The following is a 26,702-nucleotide window of genomic DNA, read 5'->3' as shown; positions in this document are numbered from 1 at the left end:
CATCCGCTAGTTGTCTCGTGTCACAGACTTGAACGCAGATGCCTGCGAGGTATCTTCCAACGCCAAGCGCACCAGCTTGGTCATGATCGCCCGCGCGCCCTCCGCATCCCTCGCCACAATGCATCCATATACATCGAGGTGTTCGCCCACCGGATCACGCGGCTCCGGCAGATTCCGATATTTGTAATCCGTGGTCCAGTTCACCGCCGCGCAGATACCGCTAGCAAGGCTCATCAACACGTCGTTTCCAGTCGCCTCCAACAAGGTCCGATGGAAGGTTTGATCAGCCTCCCGCCATTCAGGCGACATGCGGGAGTGATGCTTCATTCCATTCAGCGCAGCTTCGAAGGTTTCCAGATGCGCGTCCGTGCGCCGCAACGCCGCCAGCTCAGCCGCGGCAGGCTCCATGATTGCTCGCAACTCGAACAGACCTTCAATGAAATAGTCAGGCGGCGGATCGATCTGGAAGAACCATCGCACCATGTCCGGGTCGAGGAAATTCCAGTTTTCGCGCGGTGCTACCCGCGTTCCGGTGCGCGGACGACTGACGATCAGGCCCTTGGCCGCGACCATGCGGACAGCCTCCCGATAGGCCGATCGCGACACACCCGCATCTTCACAAAAGGACACTTCACCCGGCAATGCATCACCAGGAGCATAGTCTCCGCAGACGATATGGCAGCCAAGGAATTCAGCAATTTCACCGTGAATGCGTCTTGGAGATCGCGTCTCGAAATGAGGAACGGGAATGCGCCCTACCGTCATGCGTGTCGTTTCTTCTTTCGTCAAAACCCGGTCTGCTCCTGTGCATGTGTCACCACGACACATAAAAAGTCGTACTTTTTATGTGTCGTGGATTGACTTTGGACTACATAACAGGTTGATGTTCATTTGTCAGACAAAAAGATTTCACGAGGACACACGCCAATGAGCCGATCAGTGCACGATATGCAAACGCAGTGCCAGTGCCGGAATAGTATGGTCGGCCCATCGATGCGTCCCGACATCAACGACAAGGTTGCACAATGACGTTCAAGCCAGCCCCTTGGCCCCGCAAACTGCGCTCGCAAGAATGGTATCACGGTACTTCCAAGGACCAGATTTATCACCGTGGCTGGCTAAAAAATCAAGGCTGGCCGCATGATCTGTTCGACGGTCGCCCGATCATCGGCATCCTGAACACATGGTCTGATCTGACACCATGCAACGGGCACCTGCGCGAATTGGCGGAACGTGTCAAAGCGGGTATCTGGGAAGCTGGTGGCTTCCCGGTCGAGGTGCCGGTCTTCTCCGCCTCCGAAAACACCTATCGTCCCACCGCGATGATGTACCGCAACCTCGCCGCCCTTACGGTAGAGGAAACGATCCGCGGACAGCCGATCGATGGCTGCGTGCTGCTGGTGGGCTGCGACAAGACCACGCCGTCACTGCTTATGGGGGCGGCATCCTGTGACCTGCCGACGATCATGGTCTCCGGCGGACCAATGCTGAATGGTTGGTTCCGTGGCGAGCGCGTTGGCTCCGGCACCCATCTTTGGAAATTCTCCGAAGCCGTCCGCGCGGGCGAGATGTCGAGCGACGACTTCGTGGAAGCCGAAGCCGCAATGAGCCGCTCGACCGGCACCTGCAACACGATGGGCACTGCATCCACCATGGCCAGCATGGTTGAAGCACTTGGCATGGCGCTCTCGGGCAATGCGGCGATCCCCGCAGTCGATTCCCGTCGCCGCGTCATGGCACATCTGTCGGGACGCCGCATCGTGGACATGGTCAAGGACGACCTGAAGCCATCCGACATCCTGACCAGGGAAGCCTTCGAGAACGCCATTCGGACCAATGGCGCGATCGGCGGGTCCACCAACGCGGTCGTCCACCTGCTGGCGATTGCGGGGCGAGTCGGGATCGACCTGACGCTCGATGATTGGGATCGACTGGGACGCGATATTCCGACCATCGTGAACCTGATGCCTTCGGGCAAGTACCTGATGGAAGAATTCTTCTATGCCGGTGGCCTGCCTGTCATTATCAAGCATCTGGGTGAATCCGGGCATCTGAATAAGGATGCGATCACCGTGTCCGGCGGCGGCATCTGGGATGAGGTGAAGGACGTCCGCAACTGGAACGAGGAGGTCATCCTGCCCGTCGACAAGGCGCTGACGCAATCGGGTGGCATCGCCGTTCTGCGCGGCAATCTCGCGCCGGACGGGGCGGTACTGAAGCCTTCCGCCGCGTCAGAGCATCTGCTCCAGCACAAGGGCCGCGCCGTCGTGTTCGAAGACATCGACGATTACAAGGCCCGCATTAACGACCCGGATCTCGATATCGACGAGAACTGTGTCATGGTTATGAAGTATTGCGGGCCGCGCGGGTATCCAGGCATGGCCGAGGTGGGCAACATGGGCCTGCCGCCCAAGATTCTGCAAAAGGGCATCACCGACATGGTTCGTATTTCTGACGCACGGATGTCAGGCACCGCGTACGGGACGGTTGTTCTGCACACGGCACCTGAAGCCGCGCGCGGTGGCCCCTTGGCGGTCGTCCGCACCGGCGACATGATTGAATTGGACGTACCGAACCGGCGCTTACATCTCGACATCTCGGAGGAAGAGCTTCGGGCGCGACTGGCTGACTGGACACCGCCCGTGGAACGTCCACATGGGGGCTATGCCCAGATGTATCACGACCATGTCGAAGGCGCGGATACCGGCGCGGATTTCGACTTCCTCAAAGGGTGTCGCGGTAACGCCGTCGCACGGGATTCGCACTGATGACCATCAAGCTCGCCGTGGTTGGTGTCGGCAAGATCTGCCGAGATCAACACCTTCCCGCCATCGCCGCCAATGACGACTACGATCTGATCGCCGCAGTATCGCGCAACGCGACGGTCGGCGGCATCGAGAACTTCAGTGACTACGACCAGTTCCTTTCCCGCGGGCCCGATTGCGCGGTCTCACTCTGCACCCCCCCGAAAGGCCGGACCGATATGGCGCTCAAGGCCATCGCTGCGGGCCGCGATCTGATGATCGAAAAGCCGCCTGCCGCGACCCTGTCCGAGATCGAGACCCTTACACGTGCAGCCAAACAGGCTGGAGTCACGCTGTTTGCCACATGGCATTCGCGCTACGCCCCTTGTGTCCAGCCAGCCAAGAGCTGGCTTCAGGGCAAGACAATCAAAATCTGTCCATATCAATTGGAAAGAGGACGTTCGCCGCTGGCACCCCGGACAAGACTGGATCTGGGAACCAGGCGGGGTTCGGCGTATTCGATCCCGGCATCAACGCGCTGTCGATCCTGACCGAACTGGTGCCGGATGTGCATCTTGACGGCGCTGATCTGCTGTATCCAGAAAACCGCGCTCAACCTATCGCCGCGACACTTGCAATGCATTCAGGCGAGACAGCTGTCACCGCCGATTTCGACTGGCGCCAGGAAGGTCCGCAAAGCTGGGACATCAACATCGACACGGATCAGGGGAAGCTCTCGCTATCTGATGGCGGTGCCACGATGAGCATTGACGGCGACGCCCACGAATGTGGACCCGAAGCCGAGTATCCCGAACTTTACCGCCGTTTCGCGGAACTGGTAAAAGCCCGTCGTAGTGACGTTGATATCGCACCACTCCAGCTGGTCGCAGATGCCTTCCTTCTGGGTCGGCGGAACGTCACCGAAGCCTTCTACGACAAGAAACAGTAGCTGATCCGGCCGGGCGTAGCCCGGCCTCTTCAAGTGGCGAAAACGAGATAGGGGACTGAAAACCCTGCCATGACAAACAGGCAGGCCAGCACGGCAATCAGCCCGTCACCTACCAAGATGGCAAATGCAAACAGGCTGACCGCGCCACCCAAGATAGATGAGCTGAACGGAACAAGCTCAAGAAATGGCATCAGCGCCCCGCATATGAGGCACAGCACGAACACGACCCAAGACGACGGTCGACGGACCAGAAGGGTCAACCTGTCACGAGAGATGCTGTCGAGCCACCGCGCAGGTTTTCGCATCCAGTCAATCGCATTGCGGACGCGTTGCCCTTTGGTGGAGCGCGACGTGATCCAGTCTGGCAGCCACAAATGCCGCCGTCCCAAAAGGCTTTGCAACGACACCAGCGCGATGGATATCCCACAAAGGCTGGAAAATAGGGGAATTCCGCTCAGAGGTGTAACTACAGCCAACGCCGGGACCAGAAGAACGGGCGCGAAGGACCGTTCTCCTACAGCTTCGATCATATCGCCGAACGACACGTCTTCTTGATCAGCCGCACGATCGAGACAATCAAGCAATTGGTCGAGCGACTGAGGTAAATCCACCTCTGGCGCCGGCTGAACGGATGACTGGCTGTTATTGAGCAATATTGGAACTCCTGCCGAACGCATATCACTACAACTGCGCTAGAGGAAATGCGTTCCACGGCATCTTGCGGCAAGCTGCCGCTTTCGCTGCCAGCCCGGACCGATTATAGCCCGCCTATGACGACTCGCCTGTTCAAGATATTGGCCATCGCCGCGCTGGTGCTCAGCATTTTGCTGCCGCGCGTAGGTGCTGCCTTGGCTTCGACAGGCCTGTTTGGCGCCCGCATGGTCGTGATCTGTACGGGTGAAGGGCTGGAAACGATCCTCATTTCCGAGGACGGAACCCCCGTCCAAGCCAATGCGAAGTTCGACAAGTGCGCGTTTCTTCATGTCGCTGACACAGCCATCGCCCCCGTTTCCGAGTATGTACAATGGCGGCCTCTAGAGCGGCGATACCCGTTCACGCGTTCGCAGTGGATAGATAGTGAAGCGGCAGGGCCTGCCTGGGCGCGGGGTCCGCCTCTTTGATGTTCTTCTGAAATCGCCCTGCCAGCGTCGGCACAGGCATGCAAGATCATCAACAAACGGACAGAAAATGCTCAAGAAATCTCTTATCCTGGCGACTGGTTTCGCCGCATTCGCAGTACCTGCTCTCAGCCATGAATACGAGAAAGACAGCCTGAGGATCGATCATCCCTACACCTTCGAGGTGCCGACCACGGCCAAAACCGCCGCCGGCTTCATGACGATCACCAACTCCGGCGCTAACGACGATCGCTTGATTGAGGTCGAAGCCGATTTTCCGGTCTCCCAGCTTCACAAAAGCGAAGAAGTCGACGGCGTTATGAAGATGATGCATCAGGAACACGGCATCCTGATCCCGGCTGGAGAGACCGTAGACCTTGCGCCGGGCGGCTATCACGTCATGTTCATGGGGCTGGAAAACGGCCAACTCGAAGATGTCGAAAGCTTCCCCGGCACGCTCGTCTTCGAGAACGCGGGCGAAGTCACCGTCGAGTTCAAGATCGAAGAACGCGATGGTAGCGACGGACACAGCCACCATGCGCATTGATGACGCTGGCCCGACCGTCTCAACGGTCGGGCCAAGTCGCTTAGCTTACTGCCACGACGCGATCAGTTCGTCGTAGCTGACGGTGATCGGATCGGGGTCTTCGTTGTCAAGTTTCGGCTTCGGCGAACCCGGCTGTTCCAGCCAGTATTCAGCATCCTGCTGCTCATTCATGACCGGCCCGATATCGCCCTGGATACCCGCGCGTTCCAGGCGTTCCAGCACCTGCTCCATATCGGCGCACAGGCTGTCGAGCGCATCCTGCGTGGACTTCGCACCCGACATCGCATCGCCGATATTCTGCCACCAGAGCTGCGCGAGTTTCGGATAATCCGGCACGTTCGTTCCGGTCGGCGACCACTGGGTGCGGGCGGGCGAGCGGTAGAACTCGACCAGGCCGCCCAGTTTCGGCGCGCGTTCCGTAAAGCTGTCATGCTGGATCGAGCTTTCGCGGATCAGCGTCAAGCCGACATGGGACTTCTTCACATCGACCGTCTTGGACGTCACGAACTGCGCGTAAAGCCATGCGGCCTTGGCGCGGTCCTCGGGCGTCGATTTCATCAACGTCCACGACCCCACATCCTGGTAACCAACCTTCATGCCTTCTTCCCAGTAGGCGCCGTGCGGGCTGGGTGCGAGGCGCCATTTCGGCGTGCCGTCCTCGTTCATGACCGGCAGGTCGGGTTCCACCAGCGAGGCGACGAAGGTCGTGTACATGAACATCTGCTGCGCGATGTTGCCCTGTGCAGGCACCGGCCCGGCCTCGGAGAAGGTCATCCCCTGAGCCGCGGGCGGCGAATAGTTCTGCAGCCAGTCAATCGCCTTGTTGACCGCATAGACAGCCGCGGGCGAGTTGGCCGCGCCGCCTCGTTCCACGCACGCACCGACGGGTTGCGAGTTTTCGTTTACACGAATGCCCCATTCATCAACCGGCAAACCGTTTGGTTCACCCACATCGCCCATTCCTGCCATCGACATCCACGCATCGGTGTAGCGCCAGCCGAGGGAGGGGTCCTTCTTGCCGTAATCCATGTTGCCATAGATTTCCTGGCCGTCGATGTTCTTGCCTGTAAAGAACTCCGCGATATCTTCATAGGCCGTCCAGTTGACGGGGACACCCAACTCGTAACCGTATTGTTCTTCAAACTCCGCCATGATGTCGGGATCGGTGAACCAATCGTAGCGGAACCAATAAAGGTTCGCGAATTGCTGATCCGGCAGCTGGTAGAGCTTCCCGTCCGGTGCCGTGGTGAACTCTGTCCCGATGAAGTCATCCAGATCAAGGCCCGGATTGGTGACATCCGCCCCCTCGTTCGCCATCCAGTCGGTCAGGTTGCGCACCTGCTGATAACGCCAATGCGTGCCGATCAAGTCGCTGTCATTGACATAGGCGTCATAGACGTTTTCGCCCGACTGCATCTGCGTTTGCAGCTTCTCCACGACGTCGCCCTCGCCGATCAGGTCATGGGTAACCTGAATGCCTGTGATCGCTGTGAAGGCAGGCGCGAGAACCTGGCTTTCATATTCATGCGTTGTGATGGTTTCCGAGACGACCTTGATTTCGGTCCCCGCGAATGGCTGCGCCGCGTCGACGAACCATTGCATCTCGGCTTCCTGTTCCTCGCGCGACAGGACCGACATATCGCCGATTTCGTCATCGAGGAATGCGCGCGCCTCGTCCATCCCCGCGAAGGCGGGTGCCGACAGCAGGGACAAGGCAAGCCCCACGGCAGTTGTCGATTTGTAGTTCAGTTTCATTTGTCTTCCTCCCAAAAGAACCAATGATTTGGCTTTGCGGGCGCCGGTTCCGAACGCCCGTCCCTCGCCGGTCAAACCCAGCGAAACACTGCAGCGGCGTAGATCAGGCAGACTATCAACGCGGCCCATTGCGTTGTTCCGACCAATCCCAACCACGCCAGATTGATGAAGGCAGACCCCAGCAACGTGATGAACAGCCGATCCCCCCGTGTCGTTTCAATCCTTAGAACACCGATGCGCGGTGTTTCGGGATAACGGATCGCAAGGATCGTGAAGATCACCAGCAGGCTTGCTATCACCGCGAAGAACACCCCCGTGGGCCAAGTCCATGCCATCCACGCCATGAAAGCCTCCTCACACTCGCCCGAGGGCAAAGCCCTTGGCGATGTAGTTGCGTACGAAATAGATCACGAGTGCACCCGGCACGATCGTCAGAACCCCCGCTGCCGCCAGAACACCCCAGTCCAGCCCCGATGCAGACACCGTCCGTGTCATCGTCGCCGCAATCGGTTTGGCGTTCACGGTGGTTAACGTGCGGGACAGGAGCAATTCCACCCATGAGAACATGAAGCAGAAGAACGCGGCAACGCCTATGCCTGACGCAATCAGGGGCATGAAGATGCGAATGAAGAAGCGCGGGAAGGAATAGCCGTCGATATAGGCGGTCTCGTCGATTTCCTTCGGGACCCCGCGCATGAAACCCTCCAGGATCCACACCGCCAGCGGCACGTTGAACAGGCAATGCGCCAGCGCCACGGCGATATGCGTGTCGAACAGTCCCACCGATGAATACAACTGAAAAACCGGCAAGGCGAAAACCGCCGGCGGCGCCATCCGGTTCGTTAGCAGCCAGAAGAACAGGTGCTTGTCCCCGATGAAGTTGTACCGGCTGAAGGCATAGGCCGCCGGAAGTGCCACGGCGATCGAAATGACCGTGTTCATCACAACATAGATCAGGCTGTTTACGTAGCCCATGTACCAGCTGGGATCGGTGAGGATCGTCCGGTAATTGTCGAAGGTCAGGTTGCGTGGCCACAGCGAGAAGGTGCTGAGGATCTCGGTATTCGTCTTCAGGCTCATATTGATGAGCCAATAGATCGGCAGCATCAGGAAGGTCAGGTACAAAACCATCACCACGAGGCGTCCGTTGAAACGGCGGGTTTGCCCGGCAGCGGCCATCAAACGTCCCCCCGCTTATCAAGATTGGTCATCACGGTGTAGAACACCCAGGAAATCAACAGGATCACCAGGAAGTACATCAGCGAAAATGCAGCGGCGGGGCCAACGTCAAACTGTCCAAGCGCCATCTTCACGAGGTCAATCGACAGGAAGGTCGTCGCATTACCCGGACCGCCGCCGGTCACAACGAATGGCTCGGTGTAGATCATGAAGCTGTCCATGAAACGCAGCAGGATCGCGATCAGCAGCACGCCCTGCATCTTCGGAAGTTCGATGTAGCGGAACACCTTCCAACGGCTCGCCTGATCGATTTTCGCCGCTTGGTAATAGGCGTCGGGAATGGATTGCAGACCCGCATAGGCCAGCAATGCGACCAGTGATGTCCAGTGCCACACATCCATGACAACAACCGTGAACCAGGCCGCGAAGAAATCTTGCGTGTAGTTGTAGGGGATACCGAGCGCGGCCAGAGTGTGCCCGAGAAGGCCGATATCGACCCGCCCGAATATCTGCCAGATCGTACCGACGACGTTCCAGGGGATCAGTAACGGCAGCGCCATCAGGACCAGACACACGGACGCCCAGACCCCCTTCTTCGGCATCGAGAGCGCTACGAGGACACCCAGCGGCACCTCGATTGCGAGGATGATGACCGAGAACACCATCTGGCGGCCAAGCGCATTCCACATTCGTTCCGAATGAAGAAGTTCCTCGAACCACCCGATTCCCCACCAGAAAAACTCGTTCTGCCCGAAGGTGTCCTGCACCGAGTAGTTCACGACCGTCATCAGCGGAATGACCGCGGAAAACGCGACAAGAACCAGTACGGGTAGCACCAGGAACCATGCCTTGTTGTTCTGGACCTTGTCCATCAGACACCCCCCGCTTCGATGCGCCAGTCGTTTTCGTAGATGTTGATGCCCTCCGGCGCGAAGGTCACATGTGGGCTGTCTGCTGGCATTTCCGTACCCTCGGGAAGCACGATATTGAGCGGCGCACCTTCAAGATGGGCGCGCACGATCTTATGCCGACCTACATCTTCTACGCGGCGGATCTCGACAGGCAGACCTTCGACACCAAGCCCCACGAATTCGGGTCGCACGCCGAGCTGGGTCTTGCCGGACGGTCTCCCATAATTGGCGGGGAGCGCGACTTGATGAGCTCCTACCCGTGCGGACGCGCCTTCGATTTCGACATCTAAAAGGTTCATACCCGGTGAGCCAATGAAATAGCCGACGAAGGTATGTTCGGGCCGTTCAAAGAGTTCCTGCGGCGTGCCAATTTGAACAACCGTACCCTCATGCATGACGACCACGCGATCGGCGAAGGTCAGCGCCTCCGTCTGGTCATGCGTGACGTAGATCATGGTATGACCAAATTCTCGGTGCAGGGATCGTAGCTGGGTCCGCAGTTCCCATTTCATCTGGGGATCGATGACGGTCAGCGGTTCGTCGAACAAGATGGCGTTCACGTCATCGCGCACCATGCCGCGACCAAGGCTGATCTTCTGCTTCGCGTCAGCCGTCAGACCCCGTGCCTTCCGATCCAGCACATCTTCCATCCCGACCATCTGCGCGATCTGCTGGACGCGGTCTCTGATGTAATTGGGATCGGCACCACGATTTCGTAGCGGGAATGCCAGGTTGTCCCGCACGGTCATCGTGTCATAGACTACCGGGAACTGGAAAACCTGCGCGATGTTGCGTTCCGTCGTCGGGGCGTTGGTCACGTCGCGGTCATTGAACAGCACCTGACCATGTGTTGGGATCAGAAGGCCGGAAATGATGTTGAGAAGCGTCGTCTTGCCACATCCGGACGCGCCTAGCAGCGCGTAGGCCTGCCCCTCCTCCCAGATATGGTTCATCTCCTTCAGGGCAAAATCGTCCGGCCCTGCCGGGTTTGGCAGATAGGAATGCGCCAGATTGGACAAGGTGATCTTCGCCATCGGTCTAGGCCCCCGCCGCATATGGTGCGGAAGCGGCCAGCGCGCCGTTCCGGTCGAATACATAGACGAATTTCGGATCCAGATATACGCTCATCGTCGAATTGGCTTGCGCGTCAATCACGCCCGGAACCAGTCCAACCCAGGCGTCAGCGCCATGCGACAGGTGAATGAACGTCTCGGACCCGGTTATTTCAGAAGCAGTCACTTTGCCATCGAAAGACAGATCATCGCCGGTTTCTCGCTGCAGTGTCAGATGATTTGGCCGAAATCCCGCGCGGTAATCTCCTTCGGGCAGATCGCTCAGCGAAGCCGATGCAGCGTATCCCTGACCATTCTCGAACAGGATACAATCCCCGCGCTTCTGGATGTCAGTGAAATTCATCGGCGGGTCGGAAAACACGCGCGCCGTCGTCTCGTCCACCGGGCTGCGATACACATCAGGCGTCGGGCCGAATTGCGTCACCCGGCCTTCCCAAAGCGTCGCGGTCTGCCCGCCCAGTAGAAGCGCTTCTTCGGGTTCCGTCGTGGCGTAGACGAAAATCGAACCCGACGCTTCGAATATCTTGGGGATCTCTTCACGCAATTCTTCGCGCAGCTTGTAGTCGAGGTTCGCCAGCGGTTCGTCCAACAGGACCAGACCCGCATCCTTGACCAGCGCCCGTGCCAGCGCACATCGTTGTTGTTGGCCGCCTGACAGTTCCAACGGCTTGCGACCCAGCATCGGTGACAGTTTCAACAGGTCAGCCGTATGACGAACCGCCGCGTCGATTTCTCGCCTCGATTTGCCCATAAGCCGCATGGGAGAGGCGATATTCTCATAAACCGTCATCGTCGGGTAGTTGATGAATTGCTGGTACACCATCGCGACTTTACGCTCTTGCACACGCTGGCCGGTCACGTCGTCACCGTTCCAGAACAACTGCCCCTCGGTTGGCACATCCAGCCCGGCCATCAAGCGCATCAGGGATGTCTTTCCCGATAGCGTGGGACCAAGTAGGATGTTCAGCGTACCTTCGCGCAATGTCAGGCTGGTCGGATGGATATGCGTCCGCCCCTGCACGATCTTCGATACATTGCGCAATTCCAGCGACATTCGCGCATCTTCCTCCCTGTCAGCGGCACATCGGCCAGCAGCAACAACTGCTCCGGCGGCTTATTGCCGCTCTGGTATGATGGAAGCATGAGCAGAGTGCTGCGGTCAATCCGAAATATTCGTTATCTTTCGGTTGACATATTATTATGCGCGGTTTTTCGTAAATTCTACACCAACACGAACATTATAGGGGTCCTCTTAAATCTATTGATCGCAGTTGGTAAGACGCCCCCCGATGACCAAGCGGAGACCGACCCAATGGCGCTGAGCTTCAGACAAGCCGACATTCTCGAAATTGCCAAGAAGGAAGGAAAGGTCACCGTCGAGGAACTGGCCGAGCGCTTCGATGTCACAGTGCAGACGATCCGGCGCGATCTGGCGGAACTGGCGGACACAGGCACGCTGGACCGCGTTCATGGCGGCGCGGTTTTGCCTTCGGGCGTCACAAATATCGGTTACGAGCACCGCCGATCCCTGCACGAAGCTGCCAAGGAACGCATCGCCCGTAGATGTGCAGCACAGATACCCGATGGCTGCTCCGTCTTCTTGAACATTGGCACAAGCACGGAAGCGGTAGCGCGAGAACTGCTGGAACACCACAATTTGCTGGTCGTCACGAACAACATGAACGTTGCGAACATTCTGGCGGTCAGCCCCGATTGTGAAATCATGGTGGCGGGTGGTCTGCTCCGGCGTTCGGATGGCGGGTTGATCGGCAACCTGACCACCCAGATGATCGAGCAGTTCAAATTCGATTTCGCCGTGATTGGCTGTTCGGCGCTGGATGAGGACGGGGACTTGCTCGATTTCGACATACAGGAAGTCAGCGTGTCCAAGACAATCATCCGACAAGCGCGGAAAACCTTTCTCGTCGCGGATTGCTCTAAATTCTCGCGTACAGCCCCTGCCCGTATCGCGTCACTTAGGGACATTGACACATTCTTCACTGATGCCACCGTGCCAGGCAGGCTTGCCGGTCATTGTCGCGACTGGGGAACGAAAATCGATCTGGCCATATAGGTCAACCACCGAATCCGCATAGAAAACTTGTCGAATTCAGCAATTTGTTGTCCTGTGTCCATAGGTAAAGCGTGCCGGACCAATGGCAGCGAGGAGCATGAGACATGTCGGCAATCATTGACGTCATCAACGGGGTTCTTTGGAACTACGTTCTGGTCTACGGCCTGCTCGCAGCGGGTGTATATTTTACGTTCAGGCTGGGCTTCATCCAGATTGTGCATTTCCGTGAAATGATCCGTGTGATCACGCACGCCCCGAGCACCGACACGAAAGGTATCTCGCCGTTTCAGGCCCTTACGATCAGTCTCGCGTCTCGGGTCGGCACCGGAAACCTCGCTGGTGTGGCCGTTGCGCTGACCCTCGGCGGCCCCGGCGCGATCTTCTGGATGTGGATGGTCGCGCTTGTGGGGATGGCAACGGCCTACTCCGAGAGTACACTCGCACAGGTTTACAAGGTCACCGGCAAGAACGGTCAGTATCGGGGAGGCCCCGCTTTCTACATGGCCAAGGGCTTGAAAGCGCCGTGGGCGGGCGCGGTGTTCTCCGTCTGCCTGATCCTTTCCTTCGGGCTGATCTTCGTCGCGGTGCAATCGAACGCCATAGCGGAATCGTTCCAAGAGGCCTTCAACCTGAACAAAATGTGGGTCGGCATCGTCATCGCGGCCCTCGCGGGCATCGTCATCTTCGGCGGCATCCGCACCATCGCACAGGCCGCGCAGATCATCGTGCCCTTCATGGCTTGCGGGTATCTGCTGCTCGCGGTCGTGATCATGTTGATGAACATCACAGAGGTGCCCGGCACGCTTTGGCTGATCACCTCCAGCGCACTCGGCCTTCACGAAGTCGCAGGGGGCGTAACCGGGGGGCTGGCCGCAGCAATGCTGAACGGTGTAAAGCGCGGGCTGTTCTCGAACGAAGCCGGCATGGGGTCGGCACCCAACATCGCCGCCGTCGCCACACCTTCACCGCACCACCCATCGAGCCAAGGTCTGGTGCAGGCCTTGGGCTGTTTCATCGACACCATTCTTGTCTGCACCGCAACCGCGTTGATGATCCTCCTGTCAGGCATCGAGATCGGACCAGATAGCGCGACGGGGATGCAACTGACCCAGCAAGCAATGGACACCCATATCGGTGCGGCGGGCAAGTATTTCGTCGCAATCGCGATCGTGTTCTTCGCCTTCACGTCAATCCTCGGCAACTATAGCTATGCCGAAAGCGCGATGACCTTCCTTGGTCTTGAAGGACGCATGCCGATCCTGATCTTGCGACTGCTGGTACTGTCGATGGTCATCTGGGGCGCGATGCAGACAGTGACGACCGTGTTCGACTTTGCGGATGCATCGATGGGGATCATGGCTTCGATCAACTTGGTCGCGGTACTGTTGCTCTCGGGGTCGGTCGTGAAACTGACGCGCAACTACTTCGCGCAACGTGCCGCCGGAGAAGAACCACGCTTCGTGTCCTCCGACTATCCGCCAGAGATGACAAGGGGTGTCGATCATAGCGTCTGGAAATAATATGACCCGCAAGATCACACCCAAGCGGCTGCAAGAGATCGCAGATGAAATCACCGAACGCATTGCGGGCGAATCCGAACGCGGAGTCGTGGCCGATTACATCCCCGAACTGGCAAAGGTAGACTTGAATCGTTTCGGCATCGCGATTCTGCCCGTCGAGACGGAAGAATGCATCGTCGCGGGTGACGCGGACGTGCCGTTTTCCATCCAGAGCATCTCGAAGGTGTTCGCACTTACGCTCGCACTTGAAAAGGTCGGAGCAACGCTTTGGAGCCGGGTGGGACGAGAGCCGTCAGGCGATCCATTCAACTCCATCGTGCAGTTGGAATACGAAAAAGGTATTCCCAGAAACCCTTTCATTAATCCCGGCGCGATCGTGCTGGCGGATGTACTGATGGACAATCAGGGGCCGGATAAGGCAATCGAACAGATTCTCGGGCTATGCCAACGTCTTGCCAACGACCAATCGATGCGTATCGACGGAGATGTGGCGGCCTCCGAAATGAAAACCGGGGGGCGCAATCGGGCACTCGCCCATTTCATGGCCGCCGAAGGTAATTTGCGCGGCGATGTCGAAGATGTGCTGAAGATCTATTTCCACCAGTGCAGCATCGCAATGAGTTGCAGGCAACTGGCGATGGCCGGGCGATTTCTGGCCTCGGCGGGGCACCTGTCAGGCGGAGAGGACCCGACTGTCACCCCTGAACGCGCCCGACGGATCAATGCACTGATGATGACCTGCGGCCAGTATGATGCCTCCGGCGAATTCGCCTTCCGCATCGGCATCCCCGCCAAAAGCGGCGTGGGCGGTGGAATCCTGGGAATCGTACCGGGCATCGCGTCGGTCGTGGCATGGTGTCCGGGGCTTGACGCGAAGGGCAACTCGCTTCTGGCAACGCGTGCATTCGAGGAACTTGTTCGCACGATTGGTTGGTCCGTCTTTGGACCGATCTGAACGGCAGGCAAAGCTTTGCCTGTCACGTGGCGGCGCCGCTTTCAAATGCAACGATGAATGATTATGATGCACGTCAAAAGCGATGCATCCTTGATGCAATCGCATCCCGAGATAGCGGAGACATCGAGCAAATGCCGAAACTGGCGCGTATCCTGATCCTGAGTATCACCGGCATTCTGACCCTGACAGGCGGCGCACGGGCGTTCGAGACAGAGGCTCGCGCGGCCTATGTTCTCGACCTGACAACCAACACTGTGCTCCTGAGCAAGAACGCGGATGAGCCCTTACCCCCGGCATCCATGTCGAAACTGATGACAGTTTACATGCTGTTCGACGCGCTGCGCGACAATCCCAATGTGTCGATGGATACGAAGTTCGTCGTTTCGACCAGGGCGCGGCAGATGGGGGGCTCCACGATGTTCCTGAACGAACGTGACCGCCCAACGGTGGAGGACTTGGTTCAGGGCATCATCGTTCAATCGGGCAATGACGCAACCGTTGTCGTGGCAGAAGGTTTGGCGGGTAGCGAAGACGCCTTCGCCCGCATGATGAACGAGCGGGCCAAGACGCTCGGGATGGAACATTCAACCTTTGCGAACGCATCCGGCTGGCCACATCCGAACCAGCGGATGAGCATGCATGATCTGGTGATCCTCTCGTCCCGCCTGATTACGGAGTTCCCGGAATACTACGGTTATTTCGGCCAGGCGGAATTCGAGTTCGACGGTCGCGCACCCGACAACCGCCACAACCGCAACCCGCTTCTGGGCCTTGGCATTGGTGCGGACGGGCTTAAAACCGGTCACACTCAGGAATCGGGCTACGGTCTGGTCGGCTCGGCAAAGCAGGGCGACCGGCGCGTCGTCTTTGCGATCACCGGGCTGGACAGCGAAGCCGCCCGAGAACAGGAAGCCGAGAAAATCATCAACTGGTCCTTTCGCCAATTCGTCGAAATGAAGATAGCGGATGAAGGCGAACGACTTGCCCAGGCCCCGGTCTGGATGGGCGATGTGCAGCAAATCGGACTGGTCGCACCGCATGATCTGAGTGTTCTGACAACGACCATGTCGCAGGAAGAGCCGTCCTTGGAAATCGTCTATAACAGCCCTATTGAGGCACCGATCGAAGAAGGTAGCGAGGTCGCGGAACTGGTCGTGACACGCGAAGGGCTGCCCGACACCCATTTGCCCCTGATCGCCGAACGCGGCGTTGACCGCGGCGGCTTCGTCCCCCGCCTGCGCAGCGCGGGTCATGTGCTGGCAGGACGTGTTGCGGTCGCCGTGAAGGAAATGTTTTGAGTCAGTCGAAATCGCGCGGCATTTTTGTTAGCTTCGAAGGCATAGACGGGTCAGGAAAATCCACCCAGGCGCGCATGCTCGCCGATCGTCTGCGCATGGCCGGCCATGAGATCATCGCCACTCGCGAACCCGGCGGCTCACCCGGCGCCGAAGAAATCCGGCGACTGCTGGTCGAAGGCGACCCTGCCCGCTGGTCTGCCGAAACGGAACTGTTGTTGTTCACTGCAGCCCGCCGCGATCACTTCGAGCGCACGATCGGGCCGGCGCTGGAATTGGGCAAGACTGTCATCACCGACCGCTTCGCCGACAGCACGCGCGTCTATCAGGGCACGACACGCGGCGATCTGCGCGCGCTGGTGGATCAACTTCATTCCATGATGATCAAACGCGAGCCCGACGTGACCTTCATCATCGACATGGACCCGGCCACTGCGCTGCGGCGCACCAAGGGGCGGGACATGGAAGAAAGCCGCTTCGAGGAATTCGGGCTGCCCTTCCAGCGCAAACTGCGGGACGGGTTCCGCGAACTGGCGGATCAGGAACAGAATCGTTGCATCCTTATCGACGGAACCGGAACGGCCAGCGCCGTGGCCGGTCGCGTCATGTCGGCATGGGATCAACGCTACTCATGAGCCTCGCCGAAGACCTGCCCGAAGCCGACCGCATCGAAGGCGCGCCGCATCCCCGCTTTGCGCAGCGCGTGGTCGGCCATGACGCCGCGCTTGCCCAGTATGCCGCTGCGCTGGACGGTAATCGGCTGCACCACGCATGGCTGATCTCTGGTCCGCGCGGTATCGGCAAAGCGACGCTGGCTTGGCACATCGCAAAGTATCTGCGGACCATGCCATTGGACTCAGGCCCCTCGATGTTCGGCGATGCTCCGGCCCAAACACCTGCCGATCTTGCAACGCCCGCCGATCACCCAGCCCTGTCGCGCATCACTGCACTGTCGGATAGCGGGCTGTTTCTGCTCAGACGCACGCCGGATGAGAAGAAGGGCCATCTCAGAACCGTAATCTCGGTAGACGAGGTGCGAAGGCTTCGCAACTTCTTCGCCCTGTCGCTGCCCGACGGGGGGTACCGCGTCGTGATCATCGACAGCGCCGACGAGATGAATGTCAACGCAGCGAATGCCCTGCTGAAGCTGCTCGAAGAGCCCCCCGAGAACACAGTTTTTTTGCTGATCAGCCATATGCCTTCGCGCTTGCTGCCGACCATCCGCAGCCGCTGCCTGAACCTGCCCTGTGCACCTCTGGCACCGGATGATGTGCAGACGGTGCTTGGGTTCATTGACACCGATCCGCCCATTTCTCCTGACGAAATTCAAACCCTCACCCGTCTGGCGAGGGGAAGCGTTGGCGCAGCAATCCGCCTGCACACTCTGGATGGCCCCGCGCTGCACCGCGACCTGGTCAGTTTGTTCTCGGAAATGCCGGGTTTCGATCGCAGCCGTGTTTTGGCTCTAGCCGCCAGCCTGACCGCACGGGGTGCCGAACAACGTCGCGATCTGATGATCGAAATGTTAGGGGACCTGACGGCCAAACTCGCCCGCGCAGGGGTGATCTTCGATCCCGACCTACCCGACGGCGAGGCGCAAATAGCGCGTCGACTTTGCCCCGACATCCCCTCGGCGCGACGCTGGGCCAGAACTCAGGAAGAAACCTTGTCCCGCCTGCAACGTGGTCTGGCGGTCAACCTTGACGCCCAAAGCCTTATCCTTGATACCTTCGTCAGGCTTGACGAGACGGCCAGAGACTGTCTGCGCCCATAGGAAGATTTTATGCCCGACACGACCACGCCTGCCCTTGTCGACAGCCATTGCCATCTGGATTTCCCCGAACTGATTGAAGACCTGCCCGGCGTGCTGGAACGGGCAGAAACCGCAGGCGTCACGCGCATGGTAACAATCTGCACGGATCTTCGGAAGGAACCGACTATCCGTGCTTTGGCCGAAAACCACGCTTCGCTATTCTACGCGGCCGGCACCCACCCCATGAGCGCCGCCAGGCATCCCTTGGCAACAGTGGAGCAATTGGTCGAAATCAGCAAGCACCCCAAGATGGTCGGCATTGGCGAGACAGGGCTGGACTACCACTACACCGCCGATTCCGCCGACGTGCAGAAGGAAAGCCTGAGTATCCACATCGAAGCCGCGCAGCGGACAGGCCTGCCCCTGATCATCCACGCGCGCGACGCTGACAAGGACATGGCCCGTATCCTGTCGGACGGTCATGCACAAACCCCTTTCAACTGTGTCATGCACTGCTTCTCCAGCACCCGTGAACTGGCTCAGACCGCGTTGGAGTTGGGCTTTTACCTGTCCATGTCGGGCATCGCGGCTTTCCCCCGTTCCAAGGAACTTCGCGACATCTTCGCCGCAGCACCGATCGAACGCATCCTCGTGGAAACCGATGCGCCCTATCTCGCGCCCCCACCCCATCGCGGCAAGCGAAACGAACCAGCCTTCGTCGCGCATACCGCCGCCGTGGGCGCTGAGCTGTTTGGCATGACGCCCGAAGACTTCGCCCGCCAGACCAGCGCGAATTTCGACCGCCTGTTCACCAAGGCTGCTGCCTGATGGCAACTTTGCGCTTCACCATTCTGGGCTGCGGATCGTCAGGCGGCGTACCAAGGCTGGGCGGGATTTGGGGCGATTGCGACCCGAAGAACCCGAAAAACCGCCGCACGCGCTGTTCGATGTTGATCGAACGGATTGACGGCGAGGCCGCGACAAGGGTCCTGGTCGACACCTCCCCTGATATGCGCGCACAACTTCTTGCGGCGGATGTCGGCACGCTCGACGCGGTGGTCTACACACATTCGCACGCCGATCATGTCCACGGCATTGATGACCTGCGGATGATCGTCTTCAATCTGGAACACCGCCTGCGTGTCCACGCAGATGAAGCAACGTGCGACAATCTGATGACGCGGTTCGGCTATGCCTTCGTGCAACCGGCAGGATCGAACTATCCGCCCATACTGGACATGAGCCTGATCACGGGTGAGTTCAGTGTAAGCGGTGCCGGCGGTGAGATCACCATCCACCCCATCGAGATTACCCATGGCCATATTCATGCGCTTGGGCTGCGTGTGAACGGTCTCGTCTATATGCCCGACGTGTCCGCCATCCCGGAAGATACCTGGGCCGAACTGAAGGATATGGATTGCTGGGTGCTGGACGCTTTGCGACGCAGGCCGCATTCCAGCCATGTGCACCTGGCCCGCAGCCTTGAATGGATCAGACGCGCCGCGCCGCGCCGCGCGGTGCTGACCAACATGCATGTCGATCTGGATTACGACACAGTGTGCGATGAAACGCCAGAGCATGTCGAGCCAGCATTCGATGGCATGACGATAGAGTACGAGGTGTAGATGTCAGCCTTACTTGAAGTCGTTCTACCCGTTTTTCTGGTAATCGGCTTCGGCTACGCGGCGGCAAAGGCAGGCCTGTTCCCCGATGGGGCCGTGGACGGCGTAATGAAGTTCGCGCAACACTTCGCGGTCCCCTGCCTGTTGTTCACCGCCATCGCCAATATCGACCTGTCATCCGGCTTCAATGCCCCGCTGCTGCTAAGCTTCTATGTCGGCGCAACTACGGGCTTTCTGATTGGAACGCTGGGTGCGCACTACATCTTCAAACGCGATTGGCAAGACAGCATCGCCATCGGCTTTTGCTGCCTGTTCTCGAACTCCTTGCTATTGGGACTGCCGATTTCCGAACGTGCATACGGGCCGGAGTCGCTAGCGACAAACTATTCGATCATCGCAATTCATTCACCGTTCTGCTTCTGCTTGGCCATCACAGCGATGGAAATCGTGCGCGGCAAAGGCGTTGGCGGTCGCAAGATGCTAGCGTCGATCCTGAGCGCGATGTTCCGCAATGCTCTGATCGTGGGGATCGGGCTGGGCTTCATCGTTAACATATCGGGCGTGACTTTGCCCATCGTGCTGGCCGACGCGATCGACATGATGGTCCGCGCGGCACTTCCGGCGGCCCTGTTCGGCTTGGGTGGGGTTCTGACACGCTACACCCCCGAAGGTGACATGAAGACCATTTTCTTCGTCATTGTGATTTCGCTGGTCGTGCATCCGATAATCGTGCTGGTCATGGCCAACATTTTCGGGCTGAGCCAGCAGGTGATCCGCAACGCGGTTATCACGGCCGCAATGGCACCAGGGGTCAACACCTACATCTTTGCGAACTTCTACGGGCGAGCGCGGCGTGTGGCGGCATCATCGGTGTTGATCGGCACCGCTGTATCGGTGCCGACCATCTGGATCTGGCTTCACATACTGGGCTAAGCTTTACCAGTTGCGCGTCAAAGTCAGGCTAACCTCGCGACCTTCGCCATATCCGCAGCTATAGACCGTCTGGCAGCCTGATACATAGTCGTCGTCGAACAGGTTCGTTACGGCAAGGTTCGCACGCCAATCCAACCAGTCATAGCTGACCGAGGCATCATAGAGCGTCGCTGATGGCACCTTCGCCGTGTTTTCATTGTCCGCCCAGCTTTCGCCTTGGTAGCGCGCACCGGCACCGGCCCGCAGCCCGGTCAGGTCACCGGCAAAGGCGTAGTCGACCCAAAGTGCAGCCTGTGTTTCCGGAACGATGAATGGCGTGTTGCCTTCAAGGTTTTCGTTCACATCCTTCTCGATGGTCATATCCAGCTTCGTCGCTGAGCCGCGCACCGAAAGACCGTTGCCAAAATCGTGAAAACCTTCGATTTCGACCCCCTTTGATGAAACCTCACCCACCTGCTGGTAGATAGGTTGGAAATTGGCATCATAGCCGGCGGATTGGGTGATGTCGTTTCGGTGAATGTCAAACAGCGACACGGTCAGCGAGCTGCGTCCATCCTCAGGAATATACTTCAGCCCAACCTCGTATTGACGGCCCGTTTCCGGGGTCAGCATATTGCCACCGGCGTCAGTTACGACTTCGGGACTAAAATAGGTGGATGCCGACAGATACGGCGTAAACCCGTTGGCCAGTTCCTTTGCCAGACCGAGGCGCCAACTCCATTCGCTGTTGTCGCGATCGTAGCCTTCGGCACCCGTGGCCTTGTTCTCCCCCGCCTCAGTGTGGACGGTGTCGTGGCGCAGGTTAAGCGTGCCGATCCAACCGTCGCCCCAGCGCAATTGGTCCTGCGCGTAAAAACCGATTTGAGTCTGCTCAATCTTTTGGTCGATGTAGGGAACAGGATCGACCTGCGATGCGCCATATTGCGGATGATTTGCGCTGATCGGCGTGCCGGAACCGGACGCCTGCATCTGGTCGATCTCGTAATACTTCGCATCCAGACCGAACAACAATTCATGCTCCACTGCACCTGTGACGGCCGTGGTCTCAACGCGTGTGTCGGACAGAACCGTGCGAACCTTGGTGTCGTGCTCGAACCGGATGCGGGACAGTTCGTTGTCCGGATCCTGCGGGGTCGGCATAAAGTTCAGGTAGCCATAGGCATAAAGGCTGTCCTCCTGCACATGGCTTTCCCCGTAGCGAAACGACTCGATCAGTGTCCAGCCACCGAAATCATGCGCGACATTCGCGCCGATATGGAACTGTTCACGGTCATAGCTGTCAATGTCCGGCTCCGAAAAATTGGCCGTCGTGTCGATGTACCCGAAATCCGCCTTCGCGGCGGTACCGACATAGGGCAGGAACGAGCCGCCCGAATGGTTCTCGTCGACTCGGGTATAGTTGGCGAGCAGGGTGATCTCGGTGCCCGCGTCTGTCGTGAACAGTAGAGAAGGTGCCAAGACGCCACGCATACCATCGGCGAATTCATCATCCTTGTCACCGCCTTCTATACGGCCAGTCACACGCCAACCGCCGGTGGAGGTGTCGTCACCCAAATCAAAGTTGAACCACGCGGTGCCGAAGTCGTTCAGCCCCAGTGCCGTTTCCCTCACACGCCCCTGCGGCGTCTTGGACACGTAGTTCAGCAACCCGCCAGGGTTGGATCCACCATAAAGAACCGAGGACGGACCGCGCAGCACTTCGATCCGCTCCAGCGTGTAGGGATCGATGTAAAAACCCCCGAACGCATAAGAGAAATTCTGAAGCCCATCCAGATACACGCCCGCCGCGGTCGACTGAAAACCCCGGATGAAGTGCCAATCCGTATCGCTGTCATCACCGAAAGGCTGGGTAAAAACGCCTGCCGAATAGCGCAGAGCTTCGTCAACCTTGGTGACGTTCTCACGCTCGATCTGATCGCGGCCAATTACGGAAACGGATTGCGGGACTTCGGACAAGGGCGTCGCAGTTTTCGCCCCGGTGAGAGTCGCAGGATTTGTCAGCCCCTCAACCGGGCCGATGGCGTCGTCATCCGTCGCAACGCTGATGTTGATGGGTTGAAGCACAAGCGCCTCGTCTTGCGCGACGGCCTGCACCGGCACAAGCAGCGCGATGGTGGCTGTGCCACAACGCAGTCCGTGGGAGCCAATAGGAAACATCTTCATGCTTTTATTTATCCAGTATTGAAACACGAAATAGCCCAACGGTCGCGGGCCAGAAGTCTTAGGCTTTAAGTTGGTTAATGCGGCTATTCTTGAATGATTCTGCCGCTCTTTGAAACTTCCTGCTTCAATCTGCGCAATTTCGCAGATGCAACCGCTGCCACGACGCTGGCGTGATCCCTTTTGCAGCACGGAAGGATCGGGTCAAATGCGACTGATCGGAAAACCCGCATTCATTCGCCACAGCCGCCGGGCCAAGACCGCGCGCCAATAGTTCCTCGGCACGCTCGACACGCATAGACTGCAACCACTTGTTGGGCGGCTGTCCCGTGCTGACCTTGAACGCATGCGCGAACCATGACGGAGACAATCCGGCCATATCTGACAGTTCCCGAACCGATACCCGACGATGCAGATTGGCGCGCAAATGACCCGTGACCTTGGCGAGCTGCGAAGGTGACAATCCACCATTTGGGGAGCCGACACTCTCTGACGCAGGGGCCTGAAACAGCTCGATCAGAAGCGCGCGAACCAATGCCTCGGTATAGGTCGCGGATCGATCCTGCGCGATGCATTGCTCGGCAATCAGCGACGCTATAGACATGATACGATGGGAATTCAGCATCAACACCGGACGGCGGGTCTGTTCAAGCGACACCCCTGACATATCAACCAGTCGGCGTGCATCGAAATGCATGTCCAGATGCCGGAACCGCCCAGGTGCCCCAAGCCTGCCCCACACCTGCATCCCCGCGGGAACATAGCTGACCGGGCCGATCGCACCCGCGACGCGACCGCTCTGCGATTGCGTTACCTGCAAGGGCAGCGGATCAAGCGCGATGGTAATGCGCGGATCAGGAGAGACGTAATGCCCGCTGGCCTCGGCACTGCCCTCAACATGCCACAAATCAATCACCAGCCCGTCCAGTTCCAGAAAGCGCAATTCCTCAACCGGGAAAATACCCGTCGTGAAAGCGCTCATATTGGGGCGGAATGACACGGAAACGATCTGATTAACTGAGAATGGAGGTAGGGAGAAGTTTGCCAGACCTAACCCGACTGTTTTTCTTTGGTCAAGGCCAAGATGCCTTTTCATACGTGCCATCATTGCGTAAGTGGGGACGACTCAGCCAGAAGTGGATCCCTCGCCACGTTAGCCAGGTCGCATAATCAGCCGAGATGACCGACACCCGATGTGGCATGCATTCACAGTATCTCTTGTCTTGCTGACGTCCATTTGCGGCGTAACCGCTGCGGCTGAGCCGATCACAATCTCCCATCGCTGGGGCGAAACCACGTTGCCGGCACCGGCGCAGCGCGTGGTATCGATCTCCTACACAGGCGCCGACTACTTGCTCGCCTTGGGTACGGTTCCGATCGCCTATCGCACTTGGTATGGCGGTGACGAGACCGGACTTTGGCCTTGGGCGTCTCCACTCCTGGGCGAGGCCCGCCCGCCCGTCCTACGCGGTGAGCTGGACATCGAGGCCATTGCCGCGATGAAACCCGATCTGATCGAGGCGATGTGGTCCGGCATCTCGAAGACACAGTATGAAAAGTTGTCGCGGATCGCACCGGTTTTACCAGCCGGCAAGGGTGCGGGCGACTTCGGTATGCCTTGGGAGGATATGACCAGGGCCCTGGGGAATGCTCTTGGCAAGTCAGATGAGGCCCACGCCCTGATCGAACGGATCACAGAGAACGCACTGGCCATCCGATCAGCGCATCCCAACTGGCAGGATGCCACGGCCGTTGTGGCTTGGCCTGCCGGACCGGGCCTTTACACGGGAACCGACGCCCGTGCGCGGCTGCTGGCTAGTTTCGGCTTTCGTACTCCGAAAATCGTGGAAAGCCTTGCGAGAGGGTCATTTTATTTCACGCTCGACCCGGAATTGTCGGAACCGCTGGATGTGGATCTGCTGGTCTGGTTGGACGCTGGCGGCGGGGTATCCTCGGCCCGCGACCTGCCCCTGCGCGACAGCTTGAGAGCTGTTCAGGAAGGGCGTGAAATAGTCGCCGACCCCGAACTTGCAGCCGCGATGAGCTATTCCAGCCCGCTCAGCCTAGAGTTCGCGCAGACCAAATTGATCCCCCTGATCGAAGCCGCGATGGATGGTGATCCTGAAACCGTCGTGCCGGGTGCGCACGAAGCAGGGCTTGTGCGATGACCAGGATGCGTGTGCCGCCCGTGGCGGTCAGCCTATGCGCTATGGGCCTGCTTGCGTTGCTTGGCTTGCGCTTCGGTGCCCGCAGCGATGTGCATCTGGGCGATCTGTTTCTGCTGTTTCAGCCCCTCGACCAGACCAACGCGATTTCGGTGGTGCTGATCGAGTTGCGCCTGCCGCGTATACTTTGCGCAGTTGCCGTTGGTGGTGCACTCGGGATTGCGGGCGCGCTGATGCAAACTGCCACCCGCAATCCGCTTGCGGATCCGGGGCTTCTGGGGGTGAACGCAGGCGCCGCTGTCGGGGTAGTGCTCACGATCATCGTTGCAGGCCATAGTGCCCCCTCGACCCTCATCATCCCTGCCTTGGCGGGCGCCGCGCTTACCACACTTCTGGTCTGGGGGCTCGCATCACTGGGTACCGGAATGGCAGCGCTGATCTTGGCAGGCGCGGCGGTCACGGGATTTCTTTATGCCATCATTCGTGGTGTGCTGGTCCTGAGCCAGCAGGCACTGGACGTGTATCGCCACTGGATTCTCGGGTCGCTCGGCAATGTCAGCATCGAGGGGTTGGTAACATTCCTTCCCATGCTGCTGGCCGGCGTTGCCGCGGCCGGGCTGGCCGCGCGGCGACTGGACGCGCTGGCGCTTGGTGATGACATGGGACGGACGCTTGGCGTGGGCACGGGGCTGACGCTTGCACTGACACTGATCGCAATCGCCTGTCTGTGTGCGGCAGCGGTCGCGATTGCTGGTCCTATCGGCTTCGTTGGCCTGATCGCGCCCCACATGGCGCGCAGGCTTGGCGTGTCCTCCACCGCCGGGCTGGCCGTGCAATCGGCGCTGCTTGGCGCGTCGCTGGTATTGCTGGCGGACTTGGCGGGGCGTGTGATCCTTCCCGGCATGGAAATCCAGACGGGGTTATGCGTCGCGCTCATCGGCGGACCAGCCATTGCATTGATTGCACGCGGATCGGGAAGGCTCGGGCAATGACACGACGCTTTCTTTGCTACACAGGTCTGTGCGGCGTGATCATCGCGATCGCAACCGTCAGATTGACCACCGGGACCTGGCCAATGGATTGGGCGGCTGCGCTACGCTTCGACGGTATGGACAGCGCCGTCTTGTGGCAGTTCCGATTGCCGCGCGTGATTGTTGCAGCGTTGACCGGCGCCGCGTTTGGTCTGTCGGGCACCGTGTTGCAAACGATGTTGCGCAATCCGCTGGCCTCACCCGACGTGATCGGGTTCACCGCAGGTGCGTCTGCCGGTGCTGTAGGTGCCATGGTGCTCGGTGGGACGGCTTATGTGACATTCGGCGCGTTGGCCGGCGGCGCGCTTACGGGGCTTCTCGTGCTAATCATCGCGTGGAAAGACGGGCTTCTACCTTTGCGGCTGGTGCTTGTCGGGCTGGGCTTCGGACTGGCGCTGTTCGCCATAACCGATTTCCTGCTCAGTTTCGCGGGCATGCTACAAGCGGCAGAGATGGCCCGCTGGCTGACCGGATCCTTTGCCGACACGAGCTGGTCCGACGCCGCCCGCATCTTGGTAGCGCTGCTCTTCAGCACACCGGTGCTTATCTGGCTTTCTTTTGCCCTGAACCGGCTGGAGTTAGGGGATGATGTCGCGCGTTCGCTCGGTTTGCGCGTCGACGCAGTCCGCCTGTCACTGGTTGCCATCTCCACGTTGCTCGCCGCCACCGCAGTCAGCGTTGCTGGCCCCCTACCCTTCCTGGCCTTTCTCGCGGGCCCCATCGCGCGCGGGTTGTCGGGCGCAACTGGCGCCGCGATGTGGCTGTCGGCACTAACCGGCACGACCATTGCGCTGTTCGCGGATTTTGCGTCCAGCCAACCCATCATGGGCAGCCACTTGCCAGCGGGTATTTTCACCGCGCTGATCGGTGGGCCGTTCCTGCTGGCACTTCTGATCCTGCAATCGAGAAAGGTGTGAC

General features: G+C 59.1%; 27 protein-coding genes. 17 read left to right on the top strand and 10 right to left on the bottom strand.

The genetic code is table 11. From position 1 onward, the window contains the following. Nucleotides 1-6: 6 nt before the first annotated feature. Nucleotides 7-789 (bottom strand): FadR/GntR family transcriptional regulator, encoded by a 783-nt coding sequence (locus FPZ52_RS01915; protein ID WP_205758597.1) that lies wholly within the window; start codon nucleotides 787-789, stop codon nucleotides 7-9. 236 nt (nucleotides 790-1,025) lie between these two features. Here FPZ52_RS01915 and araD point away from each other — a divergent pair, with 236 nt between their 5' ends. The 3 genes from araD to FPZ52_RS19475 are packed head-to-tail and all read left to right on the top strand — an operon-like array spanning nucleotide 1,026 to nucleotide 3,693. Further along, entirely contained in the window at nucleotides 1,026-2,768 is a 1,743-nt protein-coding gene (gene araD, locus FPZ52_RS01910) for an L-arabinonate dehydratase (protein ID WP_146363172.1), read from the top strand. Next, nucleotides 2,768-3,295: a Gfo/Idh/MocA family protein gene (locus FPZ52_RS19480; RefSeq protein ID WP_338052808.1), complete on the top strand. Its 528-nt coding sequence runs from the start codon at nucleotides 2,768-2,770 to the stop codon at nucleotides 3,293-3,295. Before araD ends, FPZ52_RS19480 begins: the two co-directional genes overlap by 1 nt. 8 nt (nucleotides 3,296-3,303) lie before the next feature. Further along, on the top strand, nucleotides 3,304-3,693 hold the full coding sequence (locus FPZ52_RS19475; protein WP_338052807.1) for a hypothetical protein: 390 nt from the start codon (nucleotides 3,304-3,306) through the stop codon (nucleotides 3,691-3,693). 29 nt (nucleotides 3,694-3,722) lie between these two features. Here FPZ52_RS19475 and FPZ52_RS01900 read toward each other — a convergent pair whose 3' ends face one another. Beyond that, on the bottom strand, nucleotides 3,723-4,346 hold the full coding sequence (locus FPZ52_RS01900; protein ID WP_240804382.1) for an exopolysaccharide biosynthesis protein: 624 nt from the start codon (nucleotides 4,344-4,346) through the stop codon (nucleotides 3,723-3,725). 117 nt (nucleotides 4,347-4,463) lie between these two features. On the opposite strand from FPZ52_RS01900, the gene FPZ52_RS01895 reads away from it, so the two are divergent. Then, on the top strand, nucleotides 4,464-4,814 hold the full coding sequence (locus FPZ52_RS01895) for a hypothetical protein (protein ID WP_146363168.1): 351 nt from the start codon (nucleotides 4,464-4,466) through the stop codon (nucleotides 4,812-4,814). Nucleotides 4,815-4,881: 67 nt separating this feature from the next. Continuing rightward, nucleotides 4,882-5,358, top strand: coding sequence for a copper chaperone PCu(A)C (locus tag FPZ52_RS01890; RefSeq protein ID WP_146363166.1), 477 nt, complete (start codon nucleotides 4,882-4,884; stop codon nucleotides 5,356-5,358). Between the two features lie 45 nt (nucleotides 5,359-5,403). Here the strand turns inward: FPZ52_RS01890 and FPZ52_RS01885 are convergent, their stop codons facing one another. From FPZ52_RS01885 to FPZ52_RS01860, 6 genes are all read right to left on the bottom strand, one after another. Beyond that, nucleotides 5,404-7,113 (bottom strand): ABC transporter substrate-binding protein, encoded by a 1,710-nt coding sequence (locus FPZ52_RS01885; protein ID WP_146363164.1) that lies wholly within the window; start codon nucleotides 7,111-7,113, stop codon nucleotides 5,404-5,406. A gap of 71 nt (nucleotides 7,114-7,184) precedes the next feature. After that, nucleotides 7,185-7,457, bottom strand: a complete 273-nt coding sequence (locus FPZ52_RS01880; RefSeq protein WP_146363162.1) for a DUF2160 domain-containing protein — start codon at nucleotides 7,455-7,457, stop codon at nucleotides 7,185-7,187. A gap of 10 nt (nucleotides 7,458-7,467) precedes the next feature. Next, nucleotides 7,468-8,292 carry a carbohydrate ABC transporter permease gene (locus tag FPZ52_RS01875; RefSeq protein WP_146363160.1) on the bottom strand — a complete coding sequence of 275 codons (825 nt, stop codon included), beginning with the start codon at nucleotides 8,290-8,292 and terminating at the stop codon, nucleotides 7,468-7,470. Continuing rightward, entirely contained in the window at nucleotides 8,292-9,164 is an 873-nt protein-coding gene (locus FPZ52_RS01870; protein WP_146363158.1) for a carbohydrate ABC transporter permease, read from the bottom strand. Before FPZ52_RS01870 ends, FPZ52_RS01875 begins: the two co-directional genes overlap by 1 nt. Continuing rightward, nucleotides 9,164-10,237: an ABC transporter ATP-binding protein gene (locus FPZ52_RS01865; protein WP_146363156.1), complete on the bottom strand. Its 1,074-nt coding sequence runs from the start codon at nucleotides 10,235-10,237 to the stop codon at nucleotides 9,164-9,166. The genes FPZ52_RS01870 and FPZ52_RS01865 overlap by 1 nt, the downstream gene beginning before the upstream one ends. Nucleotides 10,238-10,241: 4 nt before the next feature. Then, nucleotides 10,242-11,330: an ABC transporter ATP-binding protein gene (locus FPZ52_RS01860; protein WP_146363154.1), complete on the bottom strand. Its 1,089-nt coding sequence runs from the start codon at nucleotides 11,328-11,330 to the stop codon at nucleotides 10,242-10,244. A gap of 258 nt (nucleotides 11,331-11,588) precedes the next feature. Here FPZ52_RS01860 and FPZ52_RS01855 point away from each other — a divergent pair, with 258 nt between their 5' ends. The 9 genes from FPZ52_RS01855 (at nucleotide 11,589) to FPZ52_RS01815 (ending at nucleotide 20,428) form a co-directional block, all read left to right on the top strand. Beyond that, on the top strand, nucleotides 11,589-12,350 hold the full coding sequence (locus FPZ52_RS01855) for a DeoR/GlpR family DNA-binding transcription regulator (protein WP_146363152.1): 762 nt from the start codon (nucleotides 11,589-11,591) through the stop codon (nucleotides 12,348-12,350). 104 nt (nucleotides 12,351-12,454) lie between these two features. After that, a complete protein-coding gene (locus FPZ52_RS01850) occupies nucleotides 12,455-13,870 on the top strand; it encodes an alanine/glycine:cation symporter family protein (protein WP_146363150.1) in 1,416 nt (471 codons plus the stop codon). 1 nt (nucleotide 13,871) lies between these two features. After that, a complete protein-coding gene (locus tag FPZ52_RS01845; protein ID WP_146363148.1) occupies nucleotides 13,872-14,825 on the top strand; it encodes a glutaminase in 954 nt (317 codons plus the stop codon). Nucleotides 14,826-14,956: 131 nt separating this feature from the next. After that, entirely contained in the window at nucleotides 14,957-16,123 is a 1,167-nt protein-coding gene (locus FPZ52_RS01840; RefSeq protein WP_146365622.1) for a D-alanyl-D-alanine carboxypeptidase family protein, read from the top strand. Beyond that, the gene (gene tmk, locus FPZ52_RS01835; protein ID WP_146363146.1) at nucleotides 16,120-16,755 is read left to right on the top strand and encodes a dTMP kinase; all 636 of its coding nucleotides are present in this window, start codon (nucleotides 16,120-16,122) and stop codon (nucleotides 16,753-16,755) included. The genes FPZ52_RS01840 and tmk overlap by 4 nt, the downstream gene beginning before the upstream one ends. Next, nucleotides 16,752-17,894, top strand: coding sequence for a DNA polymerase III subunit delta' (locus tag FPZ52_RS01830; RefSeq protein WP_146363144.1), 1,143 nt, complete (start codon nucleotides 16,752-16,754; stop codon nucleotides 17,892-17,894). The genes tmk and FPZ52_RS01830 overlap by 4 nt, the downstream gene beginning before the upstream one ends. Nucleotides 17,895-17,903: 9 nt before the next feature. Then, nucleotides 17,904-18,701 (top strand): TatD family hydrolase, encoded by a 798-nt coding sequence (locus FPZ52_RS01825; RefSeq protein WP_146363142.1) that lies wholly within the window; start codon nucleotides 17,904-17,906, stop codon nucleotides 18,699-18,701. After that, nucleotides 18,701-19,498 carry an MBL fold metallo-hydrolase gene (locus FPZ52_RS01820; protein ID WP_146363139.1) on the top strand — a complete coding sequence of 266 codons (798 nt, stop codon included), beginning with the start codon at nucleotides 18,701-18,703 and terminating at the stop codon, nucleotides 19,496-19,498. Before FPZ52_RS01825 ends, FPZ52_RS01820 begins: the two co-directional genes overlap by 1 nt. Continuing rightward, nucleotides 19,499-20,428, top strand: coding sequence for an AEC family transporter (locus tag FPZ52_RS01815; protein ID WP_146363137.1), 930 nt, complete (start codon nucleotides 19,499-19,501; stop codon nucleotides 20,426-20,428). 3 nt (nucleotides 20,429-20,431) lie between these two features. Here the strand turns inward: FPZ52_RS01815 and FPZ52_RS01810 are convergent, their stop codons facing one another. Beyond that, a complete protein-coding gene (locus tag FPZ52_RS01810) occupies nucleotides 20,432-22,591 on the bottom strand; it encodes a TonB-dependent siderophore receptor (RefSeq protein WP_240804381.1) in 2,160 nt (719 codons plus the stop codon). Between the two features lie 124 nt (nucleotides 22,592-22,715). Next, nucleotides 22,716-23,588, bottom strand: a complete 873-nt coding sequence (locus tag FPZ52_RS01805) for a helix-turn-helix domain-containing protein (RefSeq protein WP_205758596.1) — start codon at nucleotides 23,586-23,588, stop codon at nucleotides 22,716-22,718. 193 nt (nucleotides 23,589-23,781) lie between these two features. Here FPZ52_RS01805 and FPZ52_RS01800 point away from each other — a divergent pair, with 193 nt between their 5' ends. The 3 genes from FPZ52_RS01800 to FPZ52_RS01790 are packed head-to-tail and all read left to right on the top strand — an operon-like array spanning nucleotide 23,782 to nucleotide 26,701. Then, on the top strand, nucleotides 23,782-24,756 hold the full coding sequence (locus FPZ52_RS01800) for an ABC transporter substrate-binding protein (protein ID WP_146363133.1): 975 nt from the start codon (nucleotides 23,782-23,784) through the stop codon (nucleotides 24,754-24,756). Then, nucleotides 24,753-25,745, top strand: coding sequence for a FecCD family ABC transporter permease (locus FPZ52_RS01795; RefSeq protein WP_146363131.1), 993 nt, complete (start codon nucleotides 24,753-24,755; stop codon nucleotides 25,743-25,745). Before FPZ52_RS01800 ends, FPZ52_RS01795 begins: the two co-directional genes overlap by 4 nt. Then, on the top strand, nucleotides 25,742-26,701 hold the full coding sequence (locus FPZ52_RS01790; RefSeq protein WP_168201243.1) for a FecCD family ABC transporter permease: 960 nt from the start codon (nucleotides 25,742-25,744) through the stop codon (nucleotides 26,699-26,701). The genes FPZ52_RS01795 and FPZ52_RS01790 overlap by 4 nt, the downstream gene beginning before the upstream one ends. Nucleotide 26,702: the final 1 nt, after the last annotated feature.

This window comes from Qingshengfaniella alkalisoli (genome assembly GCF_007855645.1).
Classification (GTDB): Bacteria; Pseudomonadota; Alphaproteobacteria; order Rhodobacterales; family Rhodobacteraceae; genus Qingshengfaniella; species Qingshengfaniella alkalisoli.
This window is presented reverse-complemented; position numbering and strand designations above follow the sequence as displayed.